The sequence below is a fragment of the Pseudomonas asplenii genome (assembly GCF_900105475.1).
Classification (GTDB): domain Bacteria; phylum Pseudomonadota; class Gammaproteobacteria; order Pseudomonadales; family Pseudomonadaceae; genus Aquipseudomonas; species Aquipseudomonas asplenii.
The window spans coordinates 4,193,009-4,214,430 of record NZ_LT629777.1 but is presented as its reverse complement, the minus strand read 5'-3'; the positions used below and the strand labels follow the sequence as shown (position 1 = coordinate 4,214,430).

The 21,422-nt window shown below is 58.4% G+C and carries 21 protein-coding genes; 16 read left to right on the top strand and 5 right to left on the bottom strand.

All coding sequences use genetic code 11. The features are described from left to right. Positions 1–951: a LysR substrate-binding domain-containing protein gene (locus BLU37_RS19400; RefSeq protein ID WP_010453137.1), complete on the bottom strand. Its 951-nt coding sequence runs from the start codon at positions 949–951 to the stop codon at positions 1–3. A gap of 202 nt (positions 952–1,153) precedes the next feature. Here BLU37_RS19400 and BLU37_RS19395 point away from each other — a divergent pair, with 202 nt between their 5' ends. The 9 genes from BLU37_RS19395 (at position 1,154) to BLU37_RS19360 (ending at position 10,296) form a co-directional block, all read left to right on the top strand. After that, positions 1,154–2,038: a TauD/TfdA family dioxygenase gene (locus BLU37_RS19395; protein ID WP_090207746.1), complete on the top strand. Its 885-nt coding sequence runs from the start codon at positions 1,154–1,156 to the stop codon at positions 2,036–2,038. Further along, positions 2,035–2,643 carry a LysE family translocator gene (locus tag BLU37_RS19390; RefSeq protein WP_010453133.1) on the top strand — a complete coding sequence of 203 codons (609 nt, stop codon included), beginning with the start codon at positions 2,035–2,037 and terminating at the stop codon, positions 2,641–2,643. Before BLU37_RS19395 ends, BLU37_RS19390 begins: the two co-directional genes overlap by 4 nt. Positions 2,644–2,741: 98 nt before the next feature. Then, a complete protein-coding gene (locus tag BLU37_RS19385; RefSeq protein ID WP_090207744.1) occupies positions 2,742–3,620 on the top strand; it encodes a helix-turn-helix transcriptional regulator in 879 nt (292 codons plus the stop codon). A 132-nt stretch (positions 3,621–3,752) separates the two neighbouring features. After that, positions 3,753–4,004 carry a hypothetical protein gene (locus BLU37_RS29080; protein WP_157696392.1) on the top strand — a complete coding sequence of 84 codons (252 nt, stop codon included), beginning with the start codon at positions 3,753–3,755 and terminating at the stop codon, positions 4,002–4,004. Positions 4,005–4,092: 88 nt separating this feature from the next. Next, positions 4,093–5,433: a diaminobutyrate--2-oxoglutarate transaminase family protein gene (locus tag BLU37_RS19380; RefSeq protein WP_090207741.1), complete on the top strand. Its 1,341-nt coding sequence runs from the start codon at positions 4,093–4,095 to the stop codon at positions 5,431–5,433. A gap of 886 nt (positions 5,434–6,319) precedes the next feature. Continuing rightward, a complete protein-coding gene (locus tag BLU37_RS19375) occupies positions 6,320–7,153 on the top strand; it encodes a helix-turn-helix transcriptional regulator (RefSeq protein ID WP_010453128.1) in 834 nt (277 codons plus the stop codon). An 89-nt stretch (positions 7,154–7,242) separates the two neighbouring features. Further along, positions 7,243–7,470 (top strand): hypothetical protein, encoded by a 228-nt coding sequence (locus BLU37_RS19370; protein WP_090207738.1) that lies wholly within the window; start codon positions 7,243–7,245, stop codon positions 7,468–7,470. A 454-nt stretch (positions 7,471–7,924) separates the two neighbouring features. Beyond that, a complete protein-coding gene (gene nspC / locus BLU37_RS19365) occupies positions 7,925–9,022 on the top strand; it encodes a carboxynorspermidine decarboxylase (RefSeq protein ID WP_090207736.1) in 1,098 nt (365 codons plus the stop codon). 29 nt (positions 9,023–9,051) lie between these two features. Next, on the top strand, positions 9,052–10,296 hold the full coding sequence (locus BLU37_RS19360; protein WP_010453123.1) for a saccharopine dehydrogenase family protein: 1,245 nt from the start codon (positions 9,052–9,054) through the stop codon (positions 10,294–10,296). A gap of 87 nt (positions 10,297–10,383) precedes the next feature. On the opposite strand, the gene BLU37_RS19355 is transcribed toward BLU37_RS19360, so the two are convergent. Beyond that, positions 10,384–11,916: an ATP-binding protein gene (locus BLU37_RS19355; RefSeq protein ID WP_090207733.1), complete on the bottom strand. Its 1,533-nt coding sequence runs from the start codon at positions 11,914–11,916 to the stop codon at positions 10,384–10,386. A 102-nt stretch (positions 11,917–12,018) separates the two neighbouring features. Further along, positions 12,019–12,657 carry a glycoside hydrolase family 25 protein gene (locus BLU37_RS19350; RefSeq protein WP_090207729.1) on the bottom strand — a complete coding sequence of 213 codons (639 nt, stop codon included), beginning with the start codon at positions 12,655–12,657 and terminating at the stop codon, positions 12,019–12,021. Between the two features lie 284 nt (positions 12,658–12,941). Here BLU37_RS19350 and BLU37_RS19345 point away from each other — a divergent pair, with 284 nt between their 5' ends. Both BLU37_RS19345 and BLU37_RS19340 read left to right on the top strand, forming a co-directional pair. Then, positions 12,942–13,415, top strand: a complete 474-nt coding sequence (locus BLU37_RS19345; protein ID WP_090207725.1) for a hemerythrin domain-containing protein — start codon at positions 12,942–12,944, stop codon at positions 13,413–13,415. A gap of 82 nt (positions 13,416–13,497) precedes the next feature. Beyond that, positions 13,498–14,427: a LysR family transcriptional regulator gene (locus BLU37_RS19340; protein WP_090207722.1), complete on the top strand. Its 930-nt coding sequence runs from the start codon at positions 13,498–13,500 to the stop codon at positions 14,425–14,427. Positions 14,428–14,441: 14 nt separating this feature from the next. Here the strand turns inward: BLU37_RS19340 and BLU37_RS19335 are convergent, their stop codons facing one another. Next, complete coding sequence (locus BLU37_RS19335; RefSeq protein ID WP_090207720.1) at positions 14,442–15,632, bottom strand: MFS transporter; 1,191 nt, start codon at positions 15,630–15,632, stop codon at positions 14,442–14,444. Positions 15,633–15,786: 154 nt separating this feature from the next. Continuing rightward, a complete protein-coding gene (locus BLU37_RS19330; RefSeq protein ID WP_090207717.1) occupies positions 15,787–16,689 on the bottom strand; it encodes a LysR family transcriptional regulator in 903 nt (300 codons plus the stop codon). Between the two features lie 145 nt (positions 16,690–16,834). Here BLU37_RS19330 and BLU37_RS19325 point away from each other — a divergent pair, with 145 nt between their 5' ends. From BLU37_RS19325 to BLU37_RS19305, 5 genes are all read left to right on the top strand, one after another. Further along, positions 16,835–18,037, top strand: coding sequence for an MFS transporter (locus tag BLU37_RS19325; protein WP_040651841.1), 1,203 nt, complete (start codon positions 16,835–16,837; stop codon positions 18,035–18,037). A 93-nt stretch (positions 18,038–18,130) separates the two neighbouring features. Next, positions 18,131–19,126, top strand: coding sequence for an MBL fold metallo-hydrolase (locus BLU37_RS19320; protein WP_090207715.1), 996 nt, complete (start codon positions 18,131–18,133; stop codon positions 19,124–19,126). A 25-nt stretch (positions 19,127–19,151) separates the two neighbouring features. Beyond that, entirely contained in the window at positions 19,152–20,006 is an 855-nt protein-coding gene (locus tag BLU37_RS19315; protein ID WP_090207713.1) for an alpha/beta fold hydrolase, read from the top strand. A gap of 324 nt (positions 20,007–20,330) precedes the next feature. After that, the gene (locus tag BLU37_RS19310) at positions 20,331–20,798 is read left to right on the top strand and encodes a helix-turn-helix domain-containing protein (RefSeq protein ID WP_010453103.1); all 468 of its coding nucleotides are present in this window, start codon (positions 20,331–20,333) and stop codon (positions 20,796–20,798) included. Continuing rightward, positions 20,795–21,370, top strand: a complete 576-nt coding sequence (locus BLU37_RS19305; protein WP_090207711.1) for a PIN domain-containing protein — start codon at positions 20,795–20,797, stop codon at positions 21,368–21,370. The genes BLU37_RS19310 and BLU37_RS19305 overlap by 4 nt, the downstream gene beginning before the upstream one ends. Positions 21,371–21,422: the final 52 nt, after the last annotated feature.

Sequence of the window (21,422 nt, the reverse complement as noted above, 5' to 3'; positions counted from 1 at the left end):
TCAGTCGAGGAATTCCATATCTTGTTGATCGATTTTCGGAACGTTTTCGCAGAGATGGTTTTTGAGCGTTCCCAACATCTTGTTGTCGCGCGACCGGTCAGGCCACACCAGATAATAACTGTCGCCGGTACGCACGGCTTTTTTCGAAGGCAGCACCAATGCGCCCTTATGCAATTCATCCCTTACCAGCGCCAGATCGCCGATGGAAATGCCATGCCCCTGGATAGCGGCGGAAATTCCCAACTCCAGGGTGTCGAAGATCTTGCCTTTCTGCCAGGACACCGCAGCAATCAGCCCGGCACTTTCCAGCCAGCGCTGCCAATCGCGACGATCCCGGGAAGGATGAATCAGCCCAGCGGAGAAAATATGAGCGCCCTGTAACTCAAGGCGTTCGATCAATTGCGGGGAGCAGATGGGAACCAACCACTCGTCAAACAGCTTTATATAATTCCAGTCTCCCGGAAATACACCCGAACCCAGTAACACCGCACAGTCGAAGGGTTCAGAATCGAAGTCGACGAAATCAACATCCATCCATTCACTGGTCAATTGCACCTGATCGTCGGGATGCAATTCATTGAATATGTCCAGCACATTCAACAGCCAGCGCATGGTCAACGTCGACGGTGCCTTGAGGCGCAGTGCCTGTTCCTTGCGCGCAGTAGAAAGACAGGCATGTTCGATGATCCTGAAACCTATCTTCAATTCTTGTGCCAGTAATCGACCTGTGTCGGTCAGAAAAATCTTCGGGCCCTTTCGCTCGAACAAAGAGCAGCTGAAGTGTTCTTCCAAAGTTCGCACATGCCGACTCACGGCGCTCTGGGTAATACACAGATGATCCGCAGCAGCGGTGAAGGAACTGAACCTCGCCGCCAGCTCGAAAGCGCGCAAAGCATACAGCGGCGGCAGGCGCTTTAGAATCTCCCCGTACGGATCATGATAAATACTCATCCTTACCCATCCTTATTTTCTGTTTTTTCAAAATAAAGAACTACCGGATAATTCCAATCGTTCATAAGAAAACTATCCAATCATAAAACTGGCGCAGAGAACCAATCTAAAAAAACCGAATTGCGCACAACGAAATGCATGCCACTGCCCGTTTGTCTGCCTGAAATAACCCAAGCAATCAACACACAGAAGAATACTCAACATGCGCAATTCCTCCCTTCTACTGCCCGCAACAACTTTAACCGAAAAACTGAGCGCAGAAAGCCAATCCAGGCTGCTGGATTTCCATCTGCACGGCAACAAGAACGGATATATCGTTCTCGAAAACCAGCCTATTGGCGATATTCCTCCTACCCCACCCGATCGTTCCGCCCTAAATAAAAACTGCAAAATAAGCGAACAAACAATTTTGACCGCAACGAGCATACTAGGGGAGCCAATAGGATATATTCAAGAGTCGAATGGCGCTCTCGTAAATAATTTCTTCCCACACAAGAAGTTTTGCAAGGATGCAACTTCCGACAGCTACGACACCGAACTCGATCTTCACACCGAGAACGCCTTTCATGAGCAATCGCCAGACTATCTGATTCTCCTCTGTCTGCGTCAGGATCCAGCAGCACAAGCCATCACTTACATCACCTCGGTTGGCAATATCCTTGATCGCCTGAGCGCCGAAGACATCGAGTTCTTTCAAACCGAAAAATATAACTTTCTTTCCGATTACGATGCGAAAGGAAAGAACTGCCGAATCGACATCAACAAGAAACAGACCGTGCTGTACGGCGACCCGAAATCGCCGTCGTTCCGTTTCGACCCGCACTTCATGGTCGCCGAAACAGCCTTGGCGCACAGCAAGATGCAATACCTGCGCAGCGTGGCCTGGGACGCGGTGCAAGCGGTTGCCCTCAAGGCCGGCGATATGCTGGTGATCGATAACCGCCGAACCGCCCACGCCCGCAGCGCCTTCTCGGCCCAACTGGACGGTCGTGATCGTTGGATCCAAAGAACCTTCGTTCTGTCCACTGCGTCCGAGCACAACGAACAAGCTCGCAGGCCTCGGCTAAGCCTGGTAGCTCATCCATGACAGCCACTTACCTGACCTTTGCGGTGACCGTGTTTTTCCTCATCGCCTCGCCTGGTCCCATCGTCACACTGGTCATCGCCGACGCAAGACATTCATGGCCCGGCGCGACTATTTTTGGCGGTGTGCTATCCGCGCAGCTCCTGCTGCTGGGTACCCTCCTGTTGATCTACACGGCGCTGGATATCAACCCGACACTGCTCGATGCCGGGCAGGTACTGGGCGGACTGTACCTGAGCTGGCTGGGTTTCAGCAGCCTGCGCAGCGGCACCAGCGAGCTGCAACCGCAAACTCAGGGACAGCGGTATTTTTTCTGGAGGGCGCTCAAGGTCGGGCTTTCAAACCCCAAGGACATTCTGTTTTTCCTGGCCTTTCTGCCCAGCTTCATCGACTCCAGCGGCGAGTTCTCCACTCAGGCACTGATGCTGACCATGATCTGGGCGTTGATCGATATCACCATCCTCCTGGCCTACAGCGCCCTGTCGCGGCAACTGCTGTCGCGCGGACCACTACAAAACATCATGAACTACGCGCCAGGCATTTTCCTGCTCGGACTTGGACTGCTTTCGACGCTCTCCGGTCTGAAAAAATTCGCCGTACCGCTCTGAGAATCGCCCCACCACTTCAAATGGTCGAGAACTGCTTATACCGGAATAAGTACTCCCCTCTCAAATAGACAGATTGACAGCAACACATGGGTGAAATAATGAACGTACAACAGTTGTTCCCTCATATTGGAAAAGTAATCGCTAGCACCGGCAGCAGCAGTTTTCCACGACTACTGCATGATCTGATCCTGACCAGACTTCCGGTGGACGCCACCCACATCACCCAGGTATGCGCAGAACAGGGTGAGAGCATGACAAGTAACGCAACCAGTATCGGCAATGTCGGCATGAACAATGACTGTATCCAGTCGCTGACGAAAACATCGACGCAATCGATCTGGCTGACGGACAACTTACTCGCGGAAAACAATACAAACCAACATCTAACCAGTTTCGCCACCTGCCTACTACCGCCATCGCAGCCCAACAAGTTACCCGAAGGCAATGCTGCAGAACTGCACTTGAGCAGCAGCAAAGCACAATATCGCTACATTATTTCGCTGTATCGGAGTAACCCTTCACAACACTTTTCAACGCAGGAACGCTCTACACTGCAAAACCTCTCCCACTTGCTCCTGCCCTTGGTAGAAAAGCATATCAATACCATCCGCAAACCGACCCGCCAGCGCGAGGGAAGTGCCCTCGACTTCACTGAACAACCCAATCGTGGCATGGAAAACCTGCGCAAGCGCTTCGACCAACGCCTATCGGCATCCGGCTTGAAACTGTCCTCGCGGGAAACGGAAATCTGCGTCGGCCTGCTGGCTGGATTGACCGGCCCAGAGCTGGCACAGCACCTGGAACTGGGGGTCAACACCGTCGAAAGCTACCTCAAGCGTGCCGCGATCAAGATGGGCATCAGTGGCCGTCACTCGCTGATCCGCTGGATGCACACCAGTCACGAAAGCCAGGTCGAACCGAACCTGAAGAGCGCCTCACGCCGTACCGGATCCTTGCGGTACAACTATCCCCATTGACTCACCCGTAACGACTCGCCGCACAAGGAGTTGCCCGGGACGGTTTCCAGCCCGGGCCAGCTCTGCCTCGCCTGCGCCATATATTGATCCTGCAATAGTTATCTGCCCGCACAGAGTGTCCCAGAAACTTTCATGACCGCTCATTCCATTCATTTGGAAGTAGTGCAAATAACAGCGCCCTCCCCCTGGCGCGACTGTCATCGAATACCGGGACAAATTCAAACTGAAAAATTTGCAGCATTCCGGGCAAGCTCGCACTATTTCCATACCAGCTATTTTTCAACATTCGCGAGGCACGCCTACAACCGCGAATCTGTTGATGTCCATTGCTGCCAGGCTGTCGCGGGACAGTTGAAAAACATGAGCTTTACATTACTCGACTGAGGCTTTCATTCGGGTCTTGCTCATTAGGAAAACAGCAGTATCCGTATTTAATCTGTTGCTTCGCCAACCTTTATAGAGTGATCGGATAATGGAAGAACTCAGTTATCTCAAAAAAGTCGAGTCGAATGCACGCACCTATGCAGCGACCTTCGAACAACTGTTCGTCAGCGGCCAGGGCATGCGTATCAAGGATGCCCACGGCAAGGAATACCTTGATTGCCTATCCAATGCCGGCACTCTGGCGCTCGGCCACAACCCTCCCGAGGTGAAGGCCGCGGTCCTGGAGTTCCTTGCCGGTGATCATCTGCAGCAAGGCCTGGATCTGGCGACTCCCGCCAAGCACGCTTTCGTCCAGGAGCTGTTTTCGCTGCTGCCCAGTGCAATGCGCAACTCGAGCAAGATCCTGTTCTGCGGCCCCACGGGTTCGGATGCCGTCGAAGCAGCCATCAAGCTCGCCCGCCACTACACCCAACGCTCCGCGCTGATGGCGTTCCAGGGCGGCTACCATGGCATGACCGCCGGTGCCTTGTCGGCCATGGGCAATCTGCGCCCCAAGAGCAGCCATGGCATTATCGCCCAGGACACCCATTTCCTGCCCTTCCCCTATCGCTTTCGCTGCCCCTTCGGCACCAACGGCGAGCACACCGAGCAGTTGTCCATCGACTACATCCGCAACGTGCTTTGCGACCCTGAAGGCGGCGTGACCAAGCCGGCGGCGGTGCTGGTCGAAGTCGTGCAAGGCGAAGGTGGCTGCATCCCGACTTCGGCCAAGTGGTTGCAGGAACTGCGGGAAATCACCCTGGAGCAGGAAATCCTGCTGATCATCGACGAAGTCCAGACCGGGTTCGGGCGCACCGGCACCACCTTCGCCCTGGAGCACTCCGGCATCGTTCCGGATATCCTCGTACTGTCCAAGGCCATCGGCGGCGGTTACCCGTTGTCGGTCATCGTCTACGCCGATCACCTCGACACCTGGGGGCCGGGCACCCACGCAGGGACCTTCCGTGGCAACCAGTTGGCAATGGTCGCCGGCGCCGCAACCATGCGCCACATTCGAGAGAACCAGTTGGTTGCCAATGCCGCAGCCATGGGCAAAGTGCTCGAGAACGGGCTGAAGCAGATTGCCCAGCGTTATGACTTCATTGGCGACGTGCGCGGACGCGGCCTGATGCTCGGCGTCGAAGTCACTCGTCCCGGCATCGAGGGCCGTCCCGGCCTGGGTGATGGCCAGCGAGCGCGGGAGATCAAGCTCAACTGCTTCGAAAACGGCTTGATGATCGAAACCGGTGGTCGCCACAGTGCGGTGCTGCGCTTCCTGCCGCCGCTGAACATTACCGAAGCCGATATCGTCCAAGTGCTCGAACGCTTCGAGCAGGCCGTGCGCAAGACCTGCGACAAGCGCCTGCACATTCTCGGCGAGATCGCCTGAAAAAACCGCCCTCCTCATATGGGCTAGCGGTTTCTTTGACATCGAGGTCAGCACTCCCCGGCAAGGCGTGCATGCGATGGGCAATCAGAACGAGCTGTACCCGGCCAAGTGCAACTCCGGCAGAAGGTTCACACCTTCTGCCGCCGTGAGTCGCCACGAGTGGCGGGTGTGACGCCCCACTCATCCGCGTTGATCGTCAGATACTCCCCCTTGGATGCCCTGGGGCTCCCGTCAAACAAGACTCCTGTTCAGGTGACCGCCACAGTCGGTAAAGGCTCGCCAATGACCACCGTCGTCAGGCTGAAAAGTCGTAGATGCTGGAAGCCCGAGGATGCGGGAATGGTTTGCCGGACCGTAGCAGATTCCCAATCACACAGAGGCTGACACCCGCATGTGCCAGGACGACTTCAGCTCAATAACGTGCAAATTTGTACAAAAAGGTTATACAGCACAGAATCTGCGCTGATTTTTAGCTTGCAGGCAATGTAGGTAAATTCAGACACTCAAAACCGATATTGCTTATATTCATGTAAGCAATTACCTACATTTTAAAAAGCAAAAATTACGCCGCACCTCAAAGCTGACCATTTTGACAGAAAAATAAATCTCTAAATCAATAGATTGACTTAAAAACGAGCCGTTTCAGCCTCCATTTTTACGTTTCTGAATATGTCCATCATATAAAGAATCAATTTTTTGACGCCTTGAATGTGTCTTTTTGTGTCCCTGAAATCCGCTACAGACACACGATTCCTGTATAGATTCAAATTCATTCCAACAGCTGAATCGCTTCTTTAAGCAAGTCGCGTGAACGTAAGGCTCGCAGCGGATGGCAGCCGTTTCTGGAAAGGTTGCCCTGGCGCAGCACCTGAAGAGGTAAAAGGGAATGAATCGAACCAGCAATATCCTGAATGTGGAAAATGCCCGTTTCTATCACGAACTGGGTGAACTGATCCTCAATGTAGGTCAGCAGGCCTTTACCGAAGGCCTCTATCAACTGGTCAATCAACTGGTACCGATCAATGCCGTGGAGCTGAGCGAATGGACCATCGACGACCGCCAGACCAGTGTCGTTGATATCCGTCTGATCGGTGGGGCCGGCGAGCAGGAAGATATTGCGTCGCCCTGCAATATCAAACAACCGACCGAGCATCCGCTGAGCAAGGACATCATCAAGATGGATCATCCCTTGCTGATCCAGATAAATGCCCGACCCGCCGCCGCCGGCAGCCCGCGTAGCCTTGCCGAATACCACCAATGCTGCCTGGTGTCGCTGAAAAACAACCGGCGCTGCCTGATCTCGTTGTACCGCCTGCAACACCAGAAAGCCTTTTCATTGACCGAGCTGTCGTTCCTCAAGAATCTCTCGGAAACCCTGTTGCCGCTGACCGAGCGTCATGCCCAGATGACCCGTCAGGCGCTGCCGAAAAGACTGGGAGCCTGGGCTCCCGACCATGGCACTGACAACGACCTCACGTCTCTGCAGAGCGCCTTTCAGGAGCGTCTGGCGCTCTGCGATATCAGCCTGTCGGCTCGCGAGCAGGAAGTCTGCCTGGGGCTGCTCAACGGCGGCACCGTGCCGGAAATGGCCGAAAAGCTCTGCGTCAAGAACAGTTCCGTCGAGACCTACCTCAAACGCGCCGCCGCAAAACTGGGGGTCAGCGGTCGACATGGCCTGGCCAAGTGGATGGTCGGTACCGAACTGCCGCTGTCAGCCTGAAGACGGTCGTTCTGCAACCTCCCTTCATGCGCAAGCGCTTCTCACGATGACGGACAATGGCAGCCTGCGTCCTTACTGGAGCAACAACCATGAACAAGTTCGAGCCGGGTCAACATGTAAGACTGCGTTCAGGTGGTATCCGGATGGTGGTCACCCATCCGTCCCATACCAGCCAGTTGCAGGACACCACCCTGGTGCCCTGCGAGTATCAGGCCAAACACCGTACCGTGCAGGGTTTCTTCGCTGCGGCCAACCTGGTGCACATCGGTACGCGACTGGAACCGCATGCCGAACATCAGGATCGCCTGGAAACTTGAGCATCCATTAAAACCGTTCAGCTAGCACGCCATCACAACAACGTCATATTCGCCCAGCACAATGGGTAAGGCCAAAAGGATTTGGCCCCATCTGCCTCTCGAAAGCCCGCTCATCATCCAGTGGGCTTTTTTGCTTTTAACGCCCCGCCATACCGCCAGCGCGATCCGAGGCCAGTGCCCGTCCAAAGCCCTCGAACGCCACTTTGTGCTGGCGAAACTCAAGGTGTAACAAGCCCGAGTCAGTATGCACCGACGCCGTCTCATCGGTGTCGTCGGTCGCTCAATGGGTGAAATACGCCCGCCAACCTTTCGATATGAACCAACTAAAGGCACAATGCGCGTCTTTTTTTTGGCTAGTGGCCTGTACGGTCAGTTCGAATACTCGACTCCCCGGACCCGGAGTTGAACGCGCGAACCCACCACACAGGCCGCTGGCCCCGCCGGAGGCCTCGAAATGATCAAGACGCCGTACTACCTCATCGACAAGCAGAAGCTGCTGGTCAACCTGCAGAAGATCGCCTACGTACGCGAACAGTCGGGGGCCAAGGCGCTCCTGGCGCTCAAGTGCTTTGCTACCTGGTCGGTGTTCGACCTGATGCAGCAGTACATGGACGGCACCACGTCGTCGTCGCTCTATGAGCTCAAGCTCGGTCGCCAGAAGTTCGCCGGCGAAACCCATGCCTACAGCGTGGCCTGGGCCGACGATGAAATCGGCGAGATGCTGGAGAACTGCGACAAGATCATCTTCAACTCCATCGGCCAACTGCAGCGCTTTGCCGAGGCCTCGGCGGGCAAGACCCGTGGCCTGCGGGTCAACCCGCAGGTGAGCAGCTCCGACTACCTGCTGGCCGACCCGGCACGCCCCTTCAGCCGCCTGGGCGAATGGGATCCAGAGAAGATCGAGCAGGTCATCGAGCAGATCTCCGGCTTCATGTTCCACAACAACTGCGAGAACGGCGACTTCAGCCTGTTCGACAAGATGCTCGGCACCATCGAGGAACGCTTCGGCCATCTGCTGCACAAGGTCGAGTGGGTCAGCCTCGGCGGCGGCATCCATTTCACGGGCGAAGGCTACGCACTGGACCCGTTCTGCGCACGGCTCAAGGCCTTCTCGCAGAAGTACGGCGTGCAGGTCTATCTGGAACCGGGCGAAGCGGCGATCACCCAGAGCGCCTCGCTGGAAGTCACCGTGCTCGACACCCTCTACAACGGCAAGCATCTGGCAGTGGTGGACAGCTCCATCGAAGCGCACATGCTCGACCTGCTGATCTATCGCCTCAACGCCAAGATGGAACCGAACGACGGCAGCCACACCTATATGGTATGCGGCAAATCCTGCCTGGCCGGCGACATTTTCGGCGAATACACCTTCGAGCAGCCGCTGGCCATCGGCGACCGACTGTCGTTCATCGACGCGGCAGGTTACACCATGGTCAAGAAAAACTGGTTCAACGGTCTGAAAATGCCGTCCATCGTAGTGAAACAACTCGACGGTAGCGTCGAGACGGTTCGTGAGTTCACTTACGACGACTACCTGTCCAGCCTCTCGTAAGCTGACTGTCCAAAGGAGAAATGAGCAAATTGAAGAAGAACGTACTTATCATTGGTGCAGGAGGTGTCGCCAAGGTGGTGGCCCACAAGTGCGCGCAGCACAACGATGAACTCGGTCGTATTGCTATCGCGTCGCGCAACATCTCCAAATGCCAGGCCATCATCGACAGCGTCAAAGCCAAGGGCAGCCTCAAGCAGCCCGCCGACATCAAGGCTTTTGCACTGAACGCCCTGGACGTCGAAGCGACCAAGGCGCTGATCCGCGAGACCGAATCGCAGATCGTCATCAACGTCGGCTCCGCGTTTCTCAACATGTCGGTCCTGCGTGCCTGCATCGACACCGGCGTGGCCTACCTCGACACCGCCATCCACGAAGAACCGGGCAAGGTCTGCGAGACCCCACCATGGTATGGCAACTACGAGTGGAAGCATCTTGAGGAGTGCCAGCAGAAAAACATCACCGCCATCCTTGGCGTAGGCTTCGACCCGGGTGTGGTCAATGCCTATGCGGCCCTGGCGCAACAACAGTATTTCGACCGCATTGACTCGATCGACATTCTCGACGTCAACGCCGGTTCCCATGGCAAATATTTCGCCACCAATTTCGATCCCGAGATCAATTTCCGCGAATTCACCGGACAGGTGTGGAGCTGGCAGGACAGCCAGTGGACCAGCAACACCATGTTCGAAGTCAAGCGTACCGACGACCTGCCGGTCGTGGGCTCGCAGAATCTGTACCTGACCGGTCACGATGAAGTGCACTCGCTGTCGAAGAACCTCGACGTGCCCAACGTGCGCTTCTGGATGAGCTTCGGCGAGCACTATATCAACGTCTTCACCGTGCTGAAGAACCTGGGCCTGCTCTCCGAGAAGCCGGTCAAGACCGCCGAAGGCCTGGAAGTGGTGCCACTGAAAGTGGTCAAGGCCGTACTGCCCGACCCTGCCTCGCTGGCACCGGGTTATACCGGCAAGACCTGCATCGGCGACCTGGTCAAGGGCAGCAAGGATGGCCAGCCGCGCGAGCTGTTCATCTACAACGTGGCCGACCATGAGGACGCCTACGCCGAAACCGACAGCCAGGGTATCTCCTACACCGCCGGTGTACCGCCCGTGGCCGCCGCCCTGCTGGTCGCCCGTGGAGAATGGGACGTACAGCGCATGGCCAACGTCGAGGAGCTGCCAGCCGAGCCGTTCCTCAAGGCGCTGGACGTGATGGGCCTGCCGACTCGCATCAAGGACGAGCGCGGTGACCGCGCCTGGGACGCTATCGCCTGATAGCTCCCCTCCCGGACCTTCCAAGGTCTGTGTGAACAGAAACGCCCCGGCCATTGCGGTTCGGGGCGTTTTTCGTTCCTCCGGCGTTTACCGGAGCAAGGTTTGCGCCAGGATTTGCGCCAGTTGCGACTGGCTGTAGGGTTTGAGAATCCGCGGCAGTTGCACCGCCAGGCCTTCCAGGTGCCCGGAATAGCCGGTGGCGAGGATGATCGGCAGTTCGGGATACTGCTTGCGCACGATCTCGGCCAGTTGCGCGCCATCCATCTGCGGCATGATCATGTCGGTGACCATCAGGTCGATCCCCCGGTGTTGCTCCAGGCAGCGCAACGCCTGAGCGCCGGACGTCGCACAGATCACCCGATGCCCAAGGTCTTCGAGCAGCAGCACGCTGCTGTCGAGCACCAGGCTGTCATCGTCGACCAGTAGCACCGTCAGCGGCTTGAACAACGGCAGCGGCTCATCCTCCACGCCCGGATGCGGGCCCGGATCGGCCTCGTTGTCCACCGGCAGCCAGAGTTCGGCGACAGTGCCCTGGCCCTTGCTGCTTTTCAGCACCAGGCGCCCGCCCATCTGCTCGGCCAGGCCGTGGACCATCGACAGACCCAGGCCGGTCCCCTTGCCCACCCCCTTGGTGGTGAAGAACGGATCGGTCGCATAGGCCAGGGTATGCTCATCCATGCCCTCGCCATTATCGGTGATCGACAGGCACACGTACTGCTCGTGAGGCAGCCTGTCGACCTGGCCATGCACCTGGGCGTCGATCCGGATGCTGCCGCCTGCCGGCATTGCGTCACGGGCATTGCTCACCAGATTGAGCAAAGCCAGTTCCAACTGGTTGATATCGACCTGCACCGCCGGCAAGGTCTCGCTCAATTGGCTGAGGACCGTCACATGGGGCCCGGCCGAACTGCGCAGCAGGTCAATCAGATTGTTCACCAGGTCCGGCAGGTGGACCGCCTCGGTCCGCAGTTCCTGACGCCGGGCGAAAGCCAGCATGCGCTGGGTCAGCGACACACCGCGCTCGGTACCCTGCAAGGCGTTGTCCACCAGCCGGGACAGTCTCGCATCGCCATTGACGCGCTTGCTCAGCAATTCGAGGTTGCCACGGATCACCGTCAACAGGTTGTTGAAGTCATGGGCGATCCCGCCACTGAGCTGGCCGATGGCTTGCAGCTTCTGCGACTGGAACAGGGCTTCGCGCGCCTGGTCCAGCTCCTTTTGCGCCTGTACCGACTCGGTGATATCGCGGGTGATCTTGGCAAAGCCGAGGATGTCGCCATTATCGGCGCGGATCGGATCCAGAATCACATGGGCCATGAACCGCGTGCCGTCCTTGCGCACCCGCCAGGCCTGCTTCTCGAAGCGCCCCTCGGTGGCCGCGATCGCCAGCGTTCGGGCGGGCTCGCCGCTGGCACGATCCTCGGCGGTATAGAACATCGAAAAGTGCTTGCCGATGACCTCCTGCGCGGCGTAACCCTTGATGTGCCGCGCCCCCTGGTTCCAACTGCTGACCCGCCCCAGCGGGTCGAGCATGTAGATCGCATGATCGGTCAAGGCATCGACCAACAAACGGAAACGGTCGCCATCGGTGACGCTTCCCGACATAGGCTGATCGGACATGAGGGCCTCGGTGGTATTTTTGCACTACCTTACACCGGCCCTGCCAGCCTACCCAAGAAAACCGCCCATCCGCCGACGGGCAGGACTGCACACCCAGCGTTCTCAGGCCTTGACCCAATCCAGGTCGACCTCACCCTGAATGCCATCAACCAGCCCCTTGCTGCTGTGCTGCCACCAGCTCCAGCTCTTGCCACGGCGACTCCAGCTCTGCGGCAGGGAAGGCTCGTCAACCTGCCAATGGGCGACCCATAGCGGGCACTCGCTGAACTCATGTTTGTGCCACGCCACACTGCGGTCCCACAGGTCGGGAGAGGTGTAGATCAAGGGATAGGCTCCGTCCAGCAATGCCCTCACCGACGTGACCAGACTGTGCAGGGCATCGGCCATCTGGTCCGGGGATGCCTGCTCGTTGTGCTGGGTCTCCACATCAATCGCCAAGAGATCACGCCCCGCCTCGAATCCCACCTCGGCGAGCTGTTTGCGGATATTGGCCAACTGCTCGCAGGGCGTGCTGCTCAGCGCCCTGAAGTAGTGATAGACCCCAGCCCGCAAACCCTGGGCGCGCATACCGCGAAAGTTCTCGACGAACCGGGGATCGACGTAGGTGCCGCCTTCCGTCATTTTCACCATCGCCTGGGTGATCCCAGCCGACGCCACACGTGCCCAATCGATCCTGCCCTGCCAGCGCGATACATCGATGCCTCGCGCATAGGCATTACTGTCTGTTTCCTTGCAGCTCATTGCCATTTCCTCTGGTCGTCGAATATTGCCTCGCGACCATGTTTCCATCCGCGATCAACGACCAGGCACTAACGGGATACCGCCCGATACGGCTATCTGCATTCTCGTGCAGCGCTGTTCGTGCAGGCTGCATGAGTCCTATTCGCCAGCATGCGCTACAAGTTTTTGAAAATCCTAGAGTTTCTAAGCTCACGTAACTGGCACGACAAATGCCACTTCTCTCTCGACACAGGGCGCCGACAGAGATCGGCAGATCGTCCATACGTGATAGCGAGGCATCCCCCATGAACGCCATTGAGCTGCTCAAAGCCGACCACGAAAAGGTCAAGACCATTCTTACGCAACTGAGCGAGTCGACCGACCGGGCAGAGAAGAAACGTACCGAACTGCTGCAAAAGCTCGAACTGGAAGTCACCATCCATACACAGCTTGAAGAGGAAATTCTCTATCCGGCGTTCAAGGAAGCCGGCAGCAAAAAGGACGACGAAATGTACTACGAAGCCAAGGAAGAACACCGCACGGTGGACTCGCTGGTCTTGCCCGACCTGAAGAACACCTCCCCCACCACACCCGAATTCGCCGGCCGCGTGAAGGTGGTCAAGGAGTTGCTGGAACACCACATCGAGGAAGAGGAAACCGAAATGTTCCCTCAGGCCGAAAAACTCCTCGGCAAGGAAAAACTCGAAAGCCTGGGCGAACAGATGCAGGCCTTGAAGGCATCGTTGAAAAAAAGCCTGAGTTCGAATCTGGCCGCCTGAGACAGCCAGGCACAGGGAACGTGAATGGGCGTGCCGCGAGGGGTGTTAGGATGGGGAAAACCTCATCAATGACGGTGTTTCAATGTTCTCCTCCGAACGGCTCAAGGGAATCGACGTCTTCGTCGCAGTGACCGATCTTGGCAGCTTCACGGCTGCGGCGAAGCGTTTGAACCTGACCAGTTCGGCGGTCAGCAAAAGCGTGGCGCGCCTGGAAAACCGCCTGGCTACCCAACTGTTCAGCCGAACCACTCGGCGGCTGGCCCTGACCGAGGCCGGGGCGGTTTTCTACAAGACCTGCACGTCCGTCCTGGCCGACCTGGAGGAAGTCGAACACGCGCTGTTGGCCGAAGGCAATGAACCCCATGGGAAGATTCGGATAGACCTTCCCGCCTCCTACGGCAGGTTGCATGTACTGCCGTTGATCCTCGAGTTCCTGCGCGCCCATCCGTTGCTGCAGCCGCATATTTCCTTTTCCGACCGGTTCGTTGACCCGGTGCATGAGGGCATCGATATCCTGGTGCGTATCGGTGGACCAGATGCCTGGCCTGCCGCGCTGGGCCATCAGTATTTCGGCTCACAACGAATGATGTTCTGTGCCTCCCCCTCCTATCTCCAAACCCACGGTGCCCCTGAAACCGAACGCGATCTGGATAACCACCATTGCGTCGGCTACGGTCTTGCCGACGGCATGGTCAGCCCCTGGTACTTCAAGGGCCGACTGCCGGGCGATGTAGAACGCCGGACTGTGCAGGCCCGGATCGCCGTGGGAGATGGTGAGGGCGAAGTCTCGGCCATTCTGGCCGGACACGGCATCGGCCAGTTGCCGACCTGGCTGATTCAGAAGCATCTTGATGCCGGCACGCTAGTCGAGGTTCTGCCGGAGCTGGCCCTCGACAGCATGCCGATGAACCTGGTCTGGCAGAAAAGCCGCGAGAGCCTGCCGAAGGTGAGAGCGCTGCTGGACTATTTGCGGCCACGCCTTTGCACCCATGGCACGAACGTCATCCCCTAGTCGACCTCGAAACATCACGGGCGTGGGGCCAGCCGGCTCACCAGCGGTATCAGGGCCAGGGCAATCAAGGCGACAGCCGCCGCCACATAACCGAGAGACTCAACACCCAACTGCGTGATGGTCATCCCGCCAATGATTGCACCCAGTCCGATACCCGCATTCGCGGCAGACACATTGGTGGTCCCGGCCAAGGCCTGGGAATGGCTCACGGAACTCATGACCCGAACCTGGCTGATCGGATAAAGCGCCGTGTTCGCAATCCCCCACAGCCCCAGGGCCAGGCAGAACACGATGCCGGCCTGCACCAGCGGCACGATGGCGACCATGCCGATCGCGAGCAGGACCAGAAACAGCGCCGAAGCCCCGATCGGCGATTTGTCGACGGTCTTGCCGCCGATCCAGTTTCCGACCAGGCCGATGGCGCCGAAGCCCATCAACCACCAACCGACGTAGTCAGGCTGCACGCCTGCCACGCGTTCGAGCAGATCCGCCAGGTAGGTATAGGCGACGAACATCGCGGTAAACACCACCACCGAAAGCGTCACGTTGGCCAGGAAGAACGGCTCCCTGAAGATCCGGGCCTGCTTCAGAAAATCGACCTTGGCCGTTCGCTCGACGGTGGGCATACAGGCCAGGATTGCCGCTGCCATGATCAGTGACAGAGCGGCCAGAATCCAGAAGGCCCCTCTCCAGCCAATGGCGTTCGCCGCCACAGTCCCCAGCGGAATGCCCAGCAACATGGCCGCGGAAATGCCCAGGTAAACCTTGGAAATCGCCTGCCCGGCCGCCTGTGGACCGGCGAGCTTACCGGCGGTCTCACTGGCGGTACCCCAGAAGACCGGAAGCATGAGCGCGGGAATGATGCGGGCGATGGCCAGCACCCAGAAATTCGTGGAAGCGGCCGCCAGTGCGTTAGCAGCGGCGAAGAGCAGGAGTATGGCGATGAACAGCTTCTTTCTGTCGAAATGCGATAGCGCCGCAGTCAGCGGCGGACCGAAGATCATCACGGTGAATGCAAACAGCGTGACGAGTTGACCCGCCATGGAAATCGGAATATCCAGATCCCGCGCCAGCGCCGGCAACAGTCCCACGATCAAAAATTCGGTGGTGACGATCAGGAACGCCGAGAACGCCAGGATCGCAATGCTGAGTCCTATCTTCCTGCCTGCGGAGGCTACAGGCAGGGATGAATCGTATGCGGACATCAAAATGTATCTCCAGTGGGAAGGGAGACATTCTATTTATTATTATTTGTCCGATTTAAGGTATATTTTCACTTATCAATGGAATTAAATTCATCAATAAGGCCGCCCATGAAGGCCGTATGACCCTTTCTTTACGCGAATCAAAAGGCCCCTATCACAGCCGCTCAGGGCGTCCGTCTGCGCTTTGATGCAGGTAGCTTTCCAATGTATCGATGAACATCCGCACCTTCTGCGGCACCAGCCGTGACGTCGGATAAACCGCCCAGATGCCCAGGGGTTCGGGCTCGGCATCCATCAGGACAAGGGGTTCGATGACGCCTGCCGCGAAAGCGGGTTCGACGTACCAGCGCGACAGATTGGCGATGCCCAGTCCACCCACGCAGGCTTCATAGAGCGCTTCGATGGAGCTGGCGGCAAAACGCCCCGCCACCCGCTGCCTGACACTCTTCTCCTCACTCACGAACGACCAGTGCGAGGTCCCCGAGATCACCAGGCAGTCATGGGCCGACAGCTCTGCAAGTGATTGGGGCCGCCCACGCCCACTCAGGTAGGCCGGTGCCACGCAGAGAACGCGAGGGCTGTCGGCCAGGCGACGGGCCACCAGTCGATTATCCCGCAGTGGCGCGATCCGTATCGCCACATCGATACCCTGCGCGACGATATCCACCTGTTCGTCCGTAGAGAGCAGGTCGACCCGCAGCGCCGGATGCTGGGCCATGAACGCAGACAGCATGGGCGCGACCACCTTGCGGGCGAAAGCGGCGGACGCGGTAATGCGCAGGTGCCCGGAAAGGGCATTGCCGTGGGGCCGCAGATCCGCCAGGGCATTGGCCCGGCCTTCGAGCAGCGCCTGCGCGTGGGGCAGGAACGTCTCGCCGTCGCTGGTGGGTGAGAGCGAACGGGTCGTGCGGTGCACCAGCCGCACACCGAGTTCGGCTTCAAGATTACCCAGGCTCCGGGAAGCGGCCATCGAACTCAGGGAAAGCCGACGGGCCGCCCCCGCCAGGCTGCCCACCTGCACCGCTTCGACAAAGACCTCGACATCCTCAAGTCTCATTGCATCGTTTTCCGTTAGATTGCCGTAACACTTTTCATATCTACACTCATTTTGGTTATAGCGCCATATTTGCTCACACGTCGCGGTACCCTCACTGCCTCAATCTCTGATGCATGTGGAACGGGTCATTGCGCAAGGGCAGATCATGAACAGCACAACGGTACTCGAGGCAGAGGTCAGCGCCCCGCCCAAGATCAATACGGGACTCACCTTCGCCATGGCCACCTCGGCCGGTCTGGCGGTAGCGAACATCTACTACAACCAACCCATGCTGGGCATTTTGCAGAACGATCTGCCCGGCGACCTCACGGCCCTCGTCCCGACGGCCACACAACTGGGCTACGCCATCGGCCTGTTCGCCCTGGTACCACTGGGCGACCTGATCGAACGGCGTCGCCTGATCATGACCCAGTTCGCGCTACTGGCCGCGACCCTGATCGCCGCCGCCCTGGCCCCCACGGCGGCGATCCTGCTGATCGCCTCGTTTGTCCTGGGCATGACCTCGACCGTCGCGCAACAGATCGTTCCCTTCGCCGCCCAACTGGCGAAACCGGAAAAACGCGGCGCGGTGGTGGGCACGGTGATGTCGGGCGTGCTGTGCGGGATCCTGCTCAGCCGTACGTTATCCGGCTTCGTCGCCGCGCATTATGGCTGGCGCGCCATGTTCTGGCTGGGTGTACCACTGGCCGCATTTGCCGGAACACTGATGGCCATGGCATTGCCCCGTAGCCTGCCAACCGCGCAAACCTCCTACACCCGCCTGATCCATTCGATGGCTCATCTGTGGCGCGCCCACAAAGAGTTGCGTGTCGCGGCGATCACCCAGGCCTTGCTGTTCGCCGCCTTCACCACCTTCTGGACCGTCCTCGCCCTGCGCCTGGAAGAACCCGGCTTCGGTCTGGATGCCCAAGCCGCCGGTCTGTTCGGCATCGTCGGCGCCATCGGTATCCTGGCCGCGCCCATTGCCGGGCGCATCGCTGACCGTCGCGGCCCGCACAAGGTGATCATCGTCGGAACGCTGCTGACGTTCGCCGCGTGGATCCTGTTTGGCCTGTGGACGTCCATCACCGGCATCGTGATCGGTTGCATCCTGCTCGACTTCGCCGTGCAGAGCGTTCTCGTCTCCAACCAGCACATCGTCTACACGCTCCAGCCTGAAGCCCGTGCCCGGCTGAACACAATCTTCATGGGCTCGATGTTCCTCGGTGGCGCCGGGGGTGCAGCCGCCGCGACACAGGTCTGGAAAACCAGCGGCTGGTTCGGCATCTCGGTACTGGGTGCAGCACTGGCCATCGTCGCCACCCTGGTCCAACTCAAGGCCATCCTGCACCGCCGCAGCACGCATTGAACCGACTCACGACATCCGTTCGGCTCGGGTAGTCATCAGCGAGCCGAATGGATAACCCGCACTCGACCTCAACCCTCACAGGCATGAATCACCATGAAACGTTCCCCCCTGAAAAATCTCGCAGGCATCCTCGGACTGGCCAGTCTGACCCTCATCAACCAGGCCATGGCGCAAGCTCCCGAGCAGGTGCGCCAGCAAGTCCCCGGCTACTTTCGCCAGGCCGTCGGCGACTACGAAGTCACCGCCCTCTTTGACGGTTACAACGACCTTTCCCCTGAACTGCTCAAGGGGCTGTCGCCCGAAAAGGTCCGTGGTCTGCTGAAACGCCAGGCGATCGGGCCGGACCGGATGCCCACCACCTTCAACGCCTACCTGATCAACACCGGCAAGCATCTGGTGATGATCGATAGCGGGGCTGGGCACTGCGTGCCGCAAACCGCCGGGCAACTGGTGCCGAATATTCAGGCCTCCGGCTACCAGCCGGAACAGGTCGACACGATTTTCCTGACACACCTGCACCTGGACCACGTCTGTGGGCTCGTCGATGCCACGGGCAAGGCGTTGTTCCCCAACGCGACGGTCTATGTGGCCCAGGCCGAGGCCGACTTCTGGCTGGACCCGCAGCGAAAAGCCAACGCACCGGACAATGCCAAGGAATATTTCGACATCGCCCAACATTCCCTGGCGCCGTACAAGGACAGCGGTCGACTCAAGACCTTCACCCCGCCGGCATCGCCGATTGCGGAAGTACAAACGGCTTACGCCAGCGGCCACACCCCGGGCAGCACGATCTATCGCTTCGCCTCGAACGGTTCGGCAATCAGCTTCATCGGCGACCTGATCCACAACGCGGCCGTGCAGTTCGATCATCCCGAGGTCGCCATCCGCTTCGACGTCGACCCGAAAAAGGCGATCAAGGCGCGAGAGGACGAATTCTCGCAATTGGCGGCTGACGGTGAATGGCTGGCGGCGGCCCACCTGCCCTTCCCCGGTATCGGCCATGTCACGCAGAGCGCCCGGCATTTCACCTGGGTACCGGCACTGTATGGCCCCTACACCCGTGCAGCCGACGTCCCGTTGCTGAAATAACCCCTTCCTCCAAGGCAGATGAAACATGAAAAGCTATACCGTGAATGCCAACGGCATCCGTCAGTTCGTGATCGAGGAAGGTGAAGGCGCCCCGGTCATCCTGCTGCATGGGTTCCCGGAGACAAACTTTGCCTGGCGTTACCAGATCCCGGTGCTGTCCAGGCATTTCCGGGTGATTGCGCCCGACCTGCGCGGCTACGGCGAAACGGACAAGCCCGCATCCGGCTACGACAAACGCAATATGGCCCGCGACATCCGCGAACTGATGCGCGAACTGGGTATCGAGAAGGTCGCGTTGGTCGGCCACGACCGTGGCGCACGCGTCGCCACCCGCTTCGCCAAGGACTACCCGGAGTTGGTGGACCGCCTGGTGGTGATGGATAACGTGCCGACCCGCATCGTCGCCCGCGACCTCAACGCGTCCATTGCCAAGGCCTACTGGTTCTTCCTGTTCCACCTGGTACCGGATCTACCGGAAGCCCTGATCGCCGGCCGCGAACATATCTGGCTGCGGCATTTCTTCTCGGACTGGACCTACGACCCTTCCACCATCAGCGGCGAAGCGTTCGATACCTACGTCCGTGCGTATCAGGCCCCGGGCGCGGTACGCGGGGCGATGGCCGACTACCGGGCCAATGCCGAAGATGTCGCCCAGGACCTCGAAGACGCCGAGGTGAAGATCGCCTGCCCGGTGATGTCGCTATGGGGCAACGACTTCCACGCGGTCGGAAAACTCTTCGACATGGCGAGCGTGTGGGCAGAGATGGCCGACGACCTGCAAGCGTTCCCCATCGAGCAATGCGGGCATCTGCCGCAGGAGGAGCAACCGGAAAAGGTCAATGAACTGCTGCTGAACTTCCTCAAGACCTGGCGAGGATGATCCGCCAGGCGCTGCCGTCCCCCGAGCTGTGCACCACCCGCAGCTCGGCCTGCTTTGGCGAGACTGCGCAAGTGAAGATCATCGCGATCAGCAGGAGAACTCTCTTTCCATCAACTGAAATGTCCTGAAGCACTCCAAGTGCTTGTTGCCGTCCAATGCTGACGACTAGTCTTCGAATCGTCTCTACACATCGTTGATCGGCAACCGTGACAGTTTCTGCTCCATGACTGGCCATTTCGTTTATTGCGATTTTCGTTTATTTCGTTTAAAAGCCGATATAGACCCGACGCACCTGCGTAAATGCAAAAGCTTTTGGAGACATCCATGACCACCACAGACCTAAACGCCACCATGCTCCCCGACGAAAGGGAGATTGCCGCAGCCGTAGAATCACGTCGCCAGCTCGCCGCGTTCCTGTCGACCAAACTGGATACACAACGCATTGAGATACTGGACGACCAGCACCAGCCACACACCATCCAGCTACCGGTCTCGGCCTTGCGCCTACTGGACGAGATCCTGAGTGAACTGTCGATGGGAAACGCCGTAAAAGTCGTTCCGATCCATGCGGAACTGACCACCCAGGAAGGAGCGGACTTGCTGAATGTCTCACGGCCGCATCTGGTCAAGCTGCTGGATGAGAATGTCATCCCACACACCAAGGTCGGCCGCCATCGCCGGGTAAAATTCGCCGACCTCATGGATTACAAGCAACGTAGAACCGCTGAAAGCCGCCAGGCGATGGATGAATTGGCGACACAAGCTCAGGAACTGAAGATGGGGTACGAATGAGGCATTCACCGTTCACTGCGGTGTATGACGCCAATGTCCTCTACCCAGCGCCATTACGTGACCTGCTCATGCACCTGGCGTTAACGGGTATTTATCGAGCACGCTGGACCGTCCAGATTCATGACGAGTGGAAACGCAACCTTCTGATCAACCGTCCGGATCTCACCCAAACTCAACTTGATCGCACATCCATGGCAATGGATAGGGCCATACCCGATGCTCTGGTAACGGGATACGCTTCCCTATACACGGGCCTGACTCTCCCAGATCCAGACGATCGCCACATCTTGGCAGCGGCAATCAAATGCAGCGCCTCCGTCATCGTGACCTTCAACCTGAAGGACTTTCCACCCGATACGCTACAGCCGTTTGATATAGAAGCGGTGCATCCAGACGACTTCATTGCAGACCTCTTCGACCTCGACCGGGCCGCCGTACTCGAAGCGGTTCAAGCACAACGTGCATCACTGAAAAATCCACCCTATAGCGCCCGAGAGCTACTGGAACAACTACTGGCCCAAGGTCTTGCTCAAAGCGTCGAGCTTCTTTCAGAGTATGAACAGCTGATCTGAACAGTAGACGGTTCTGTCTGCTTCGTGCGGACAGCAGTGCAATGACCTCGGG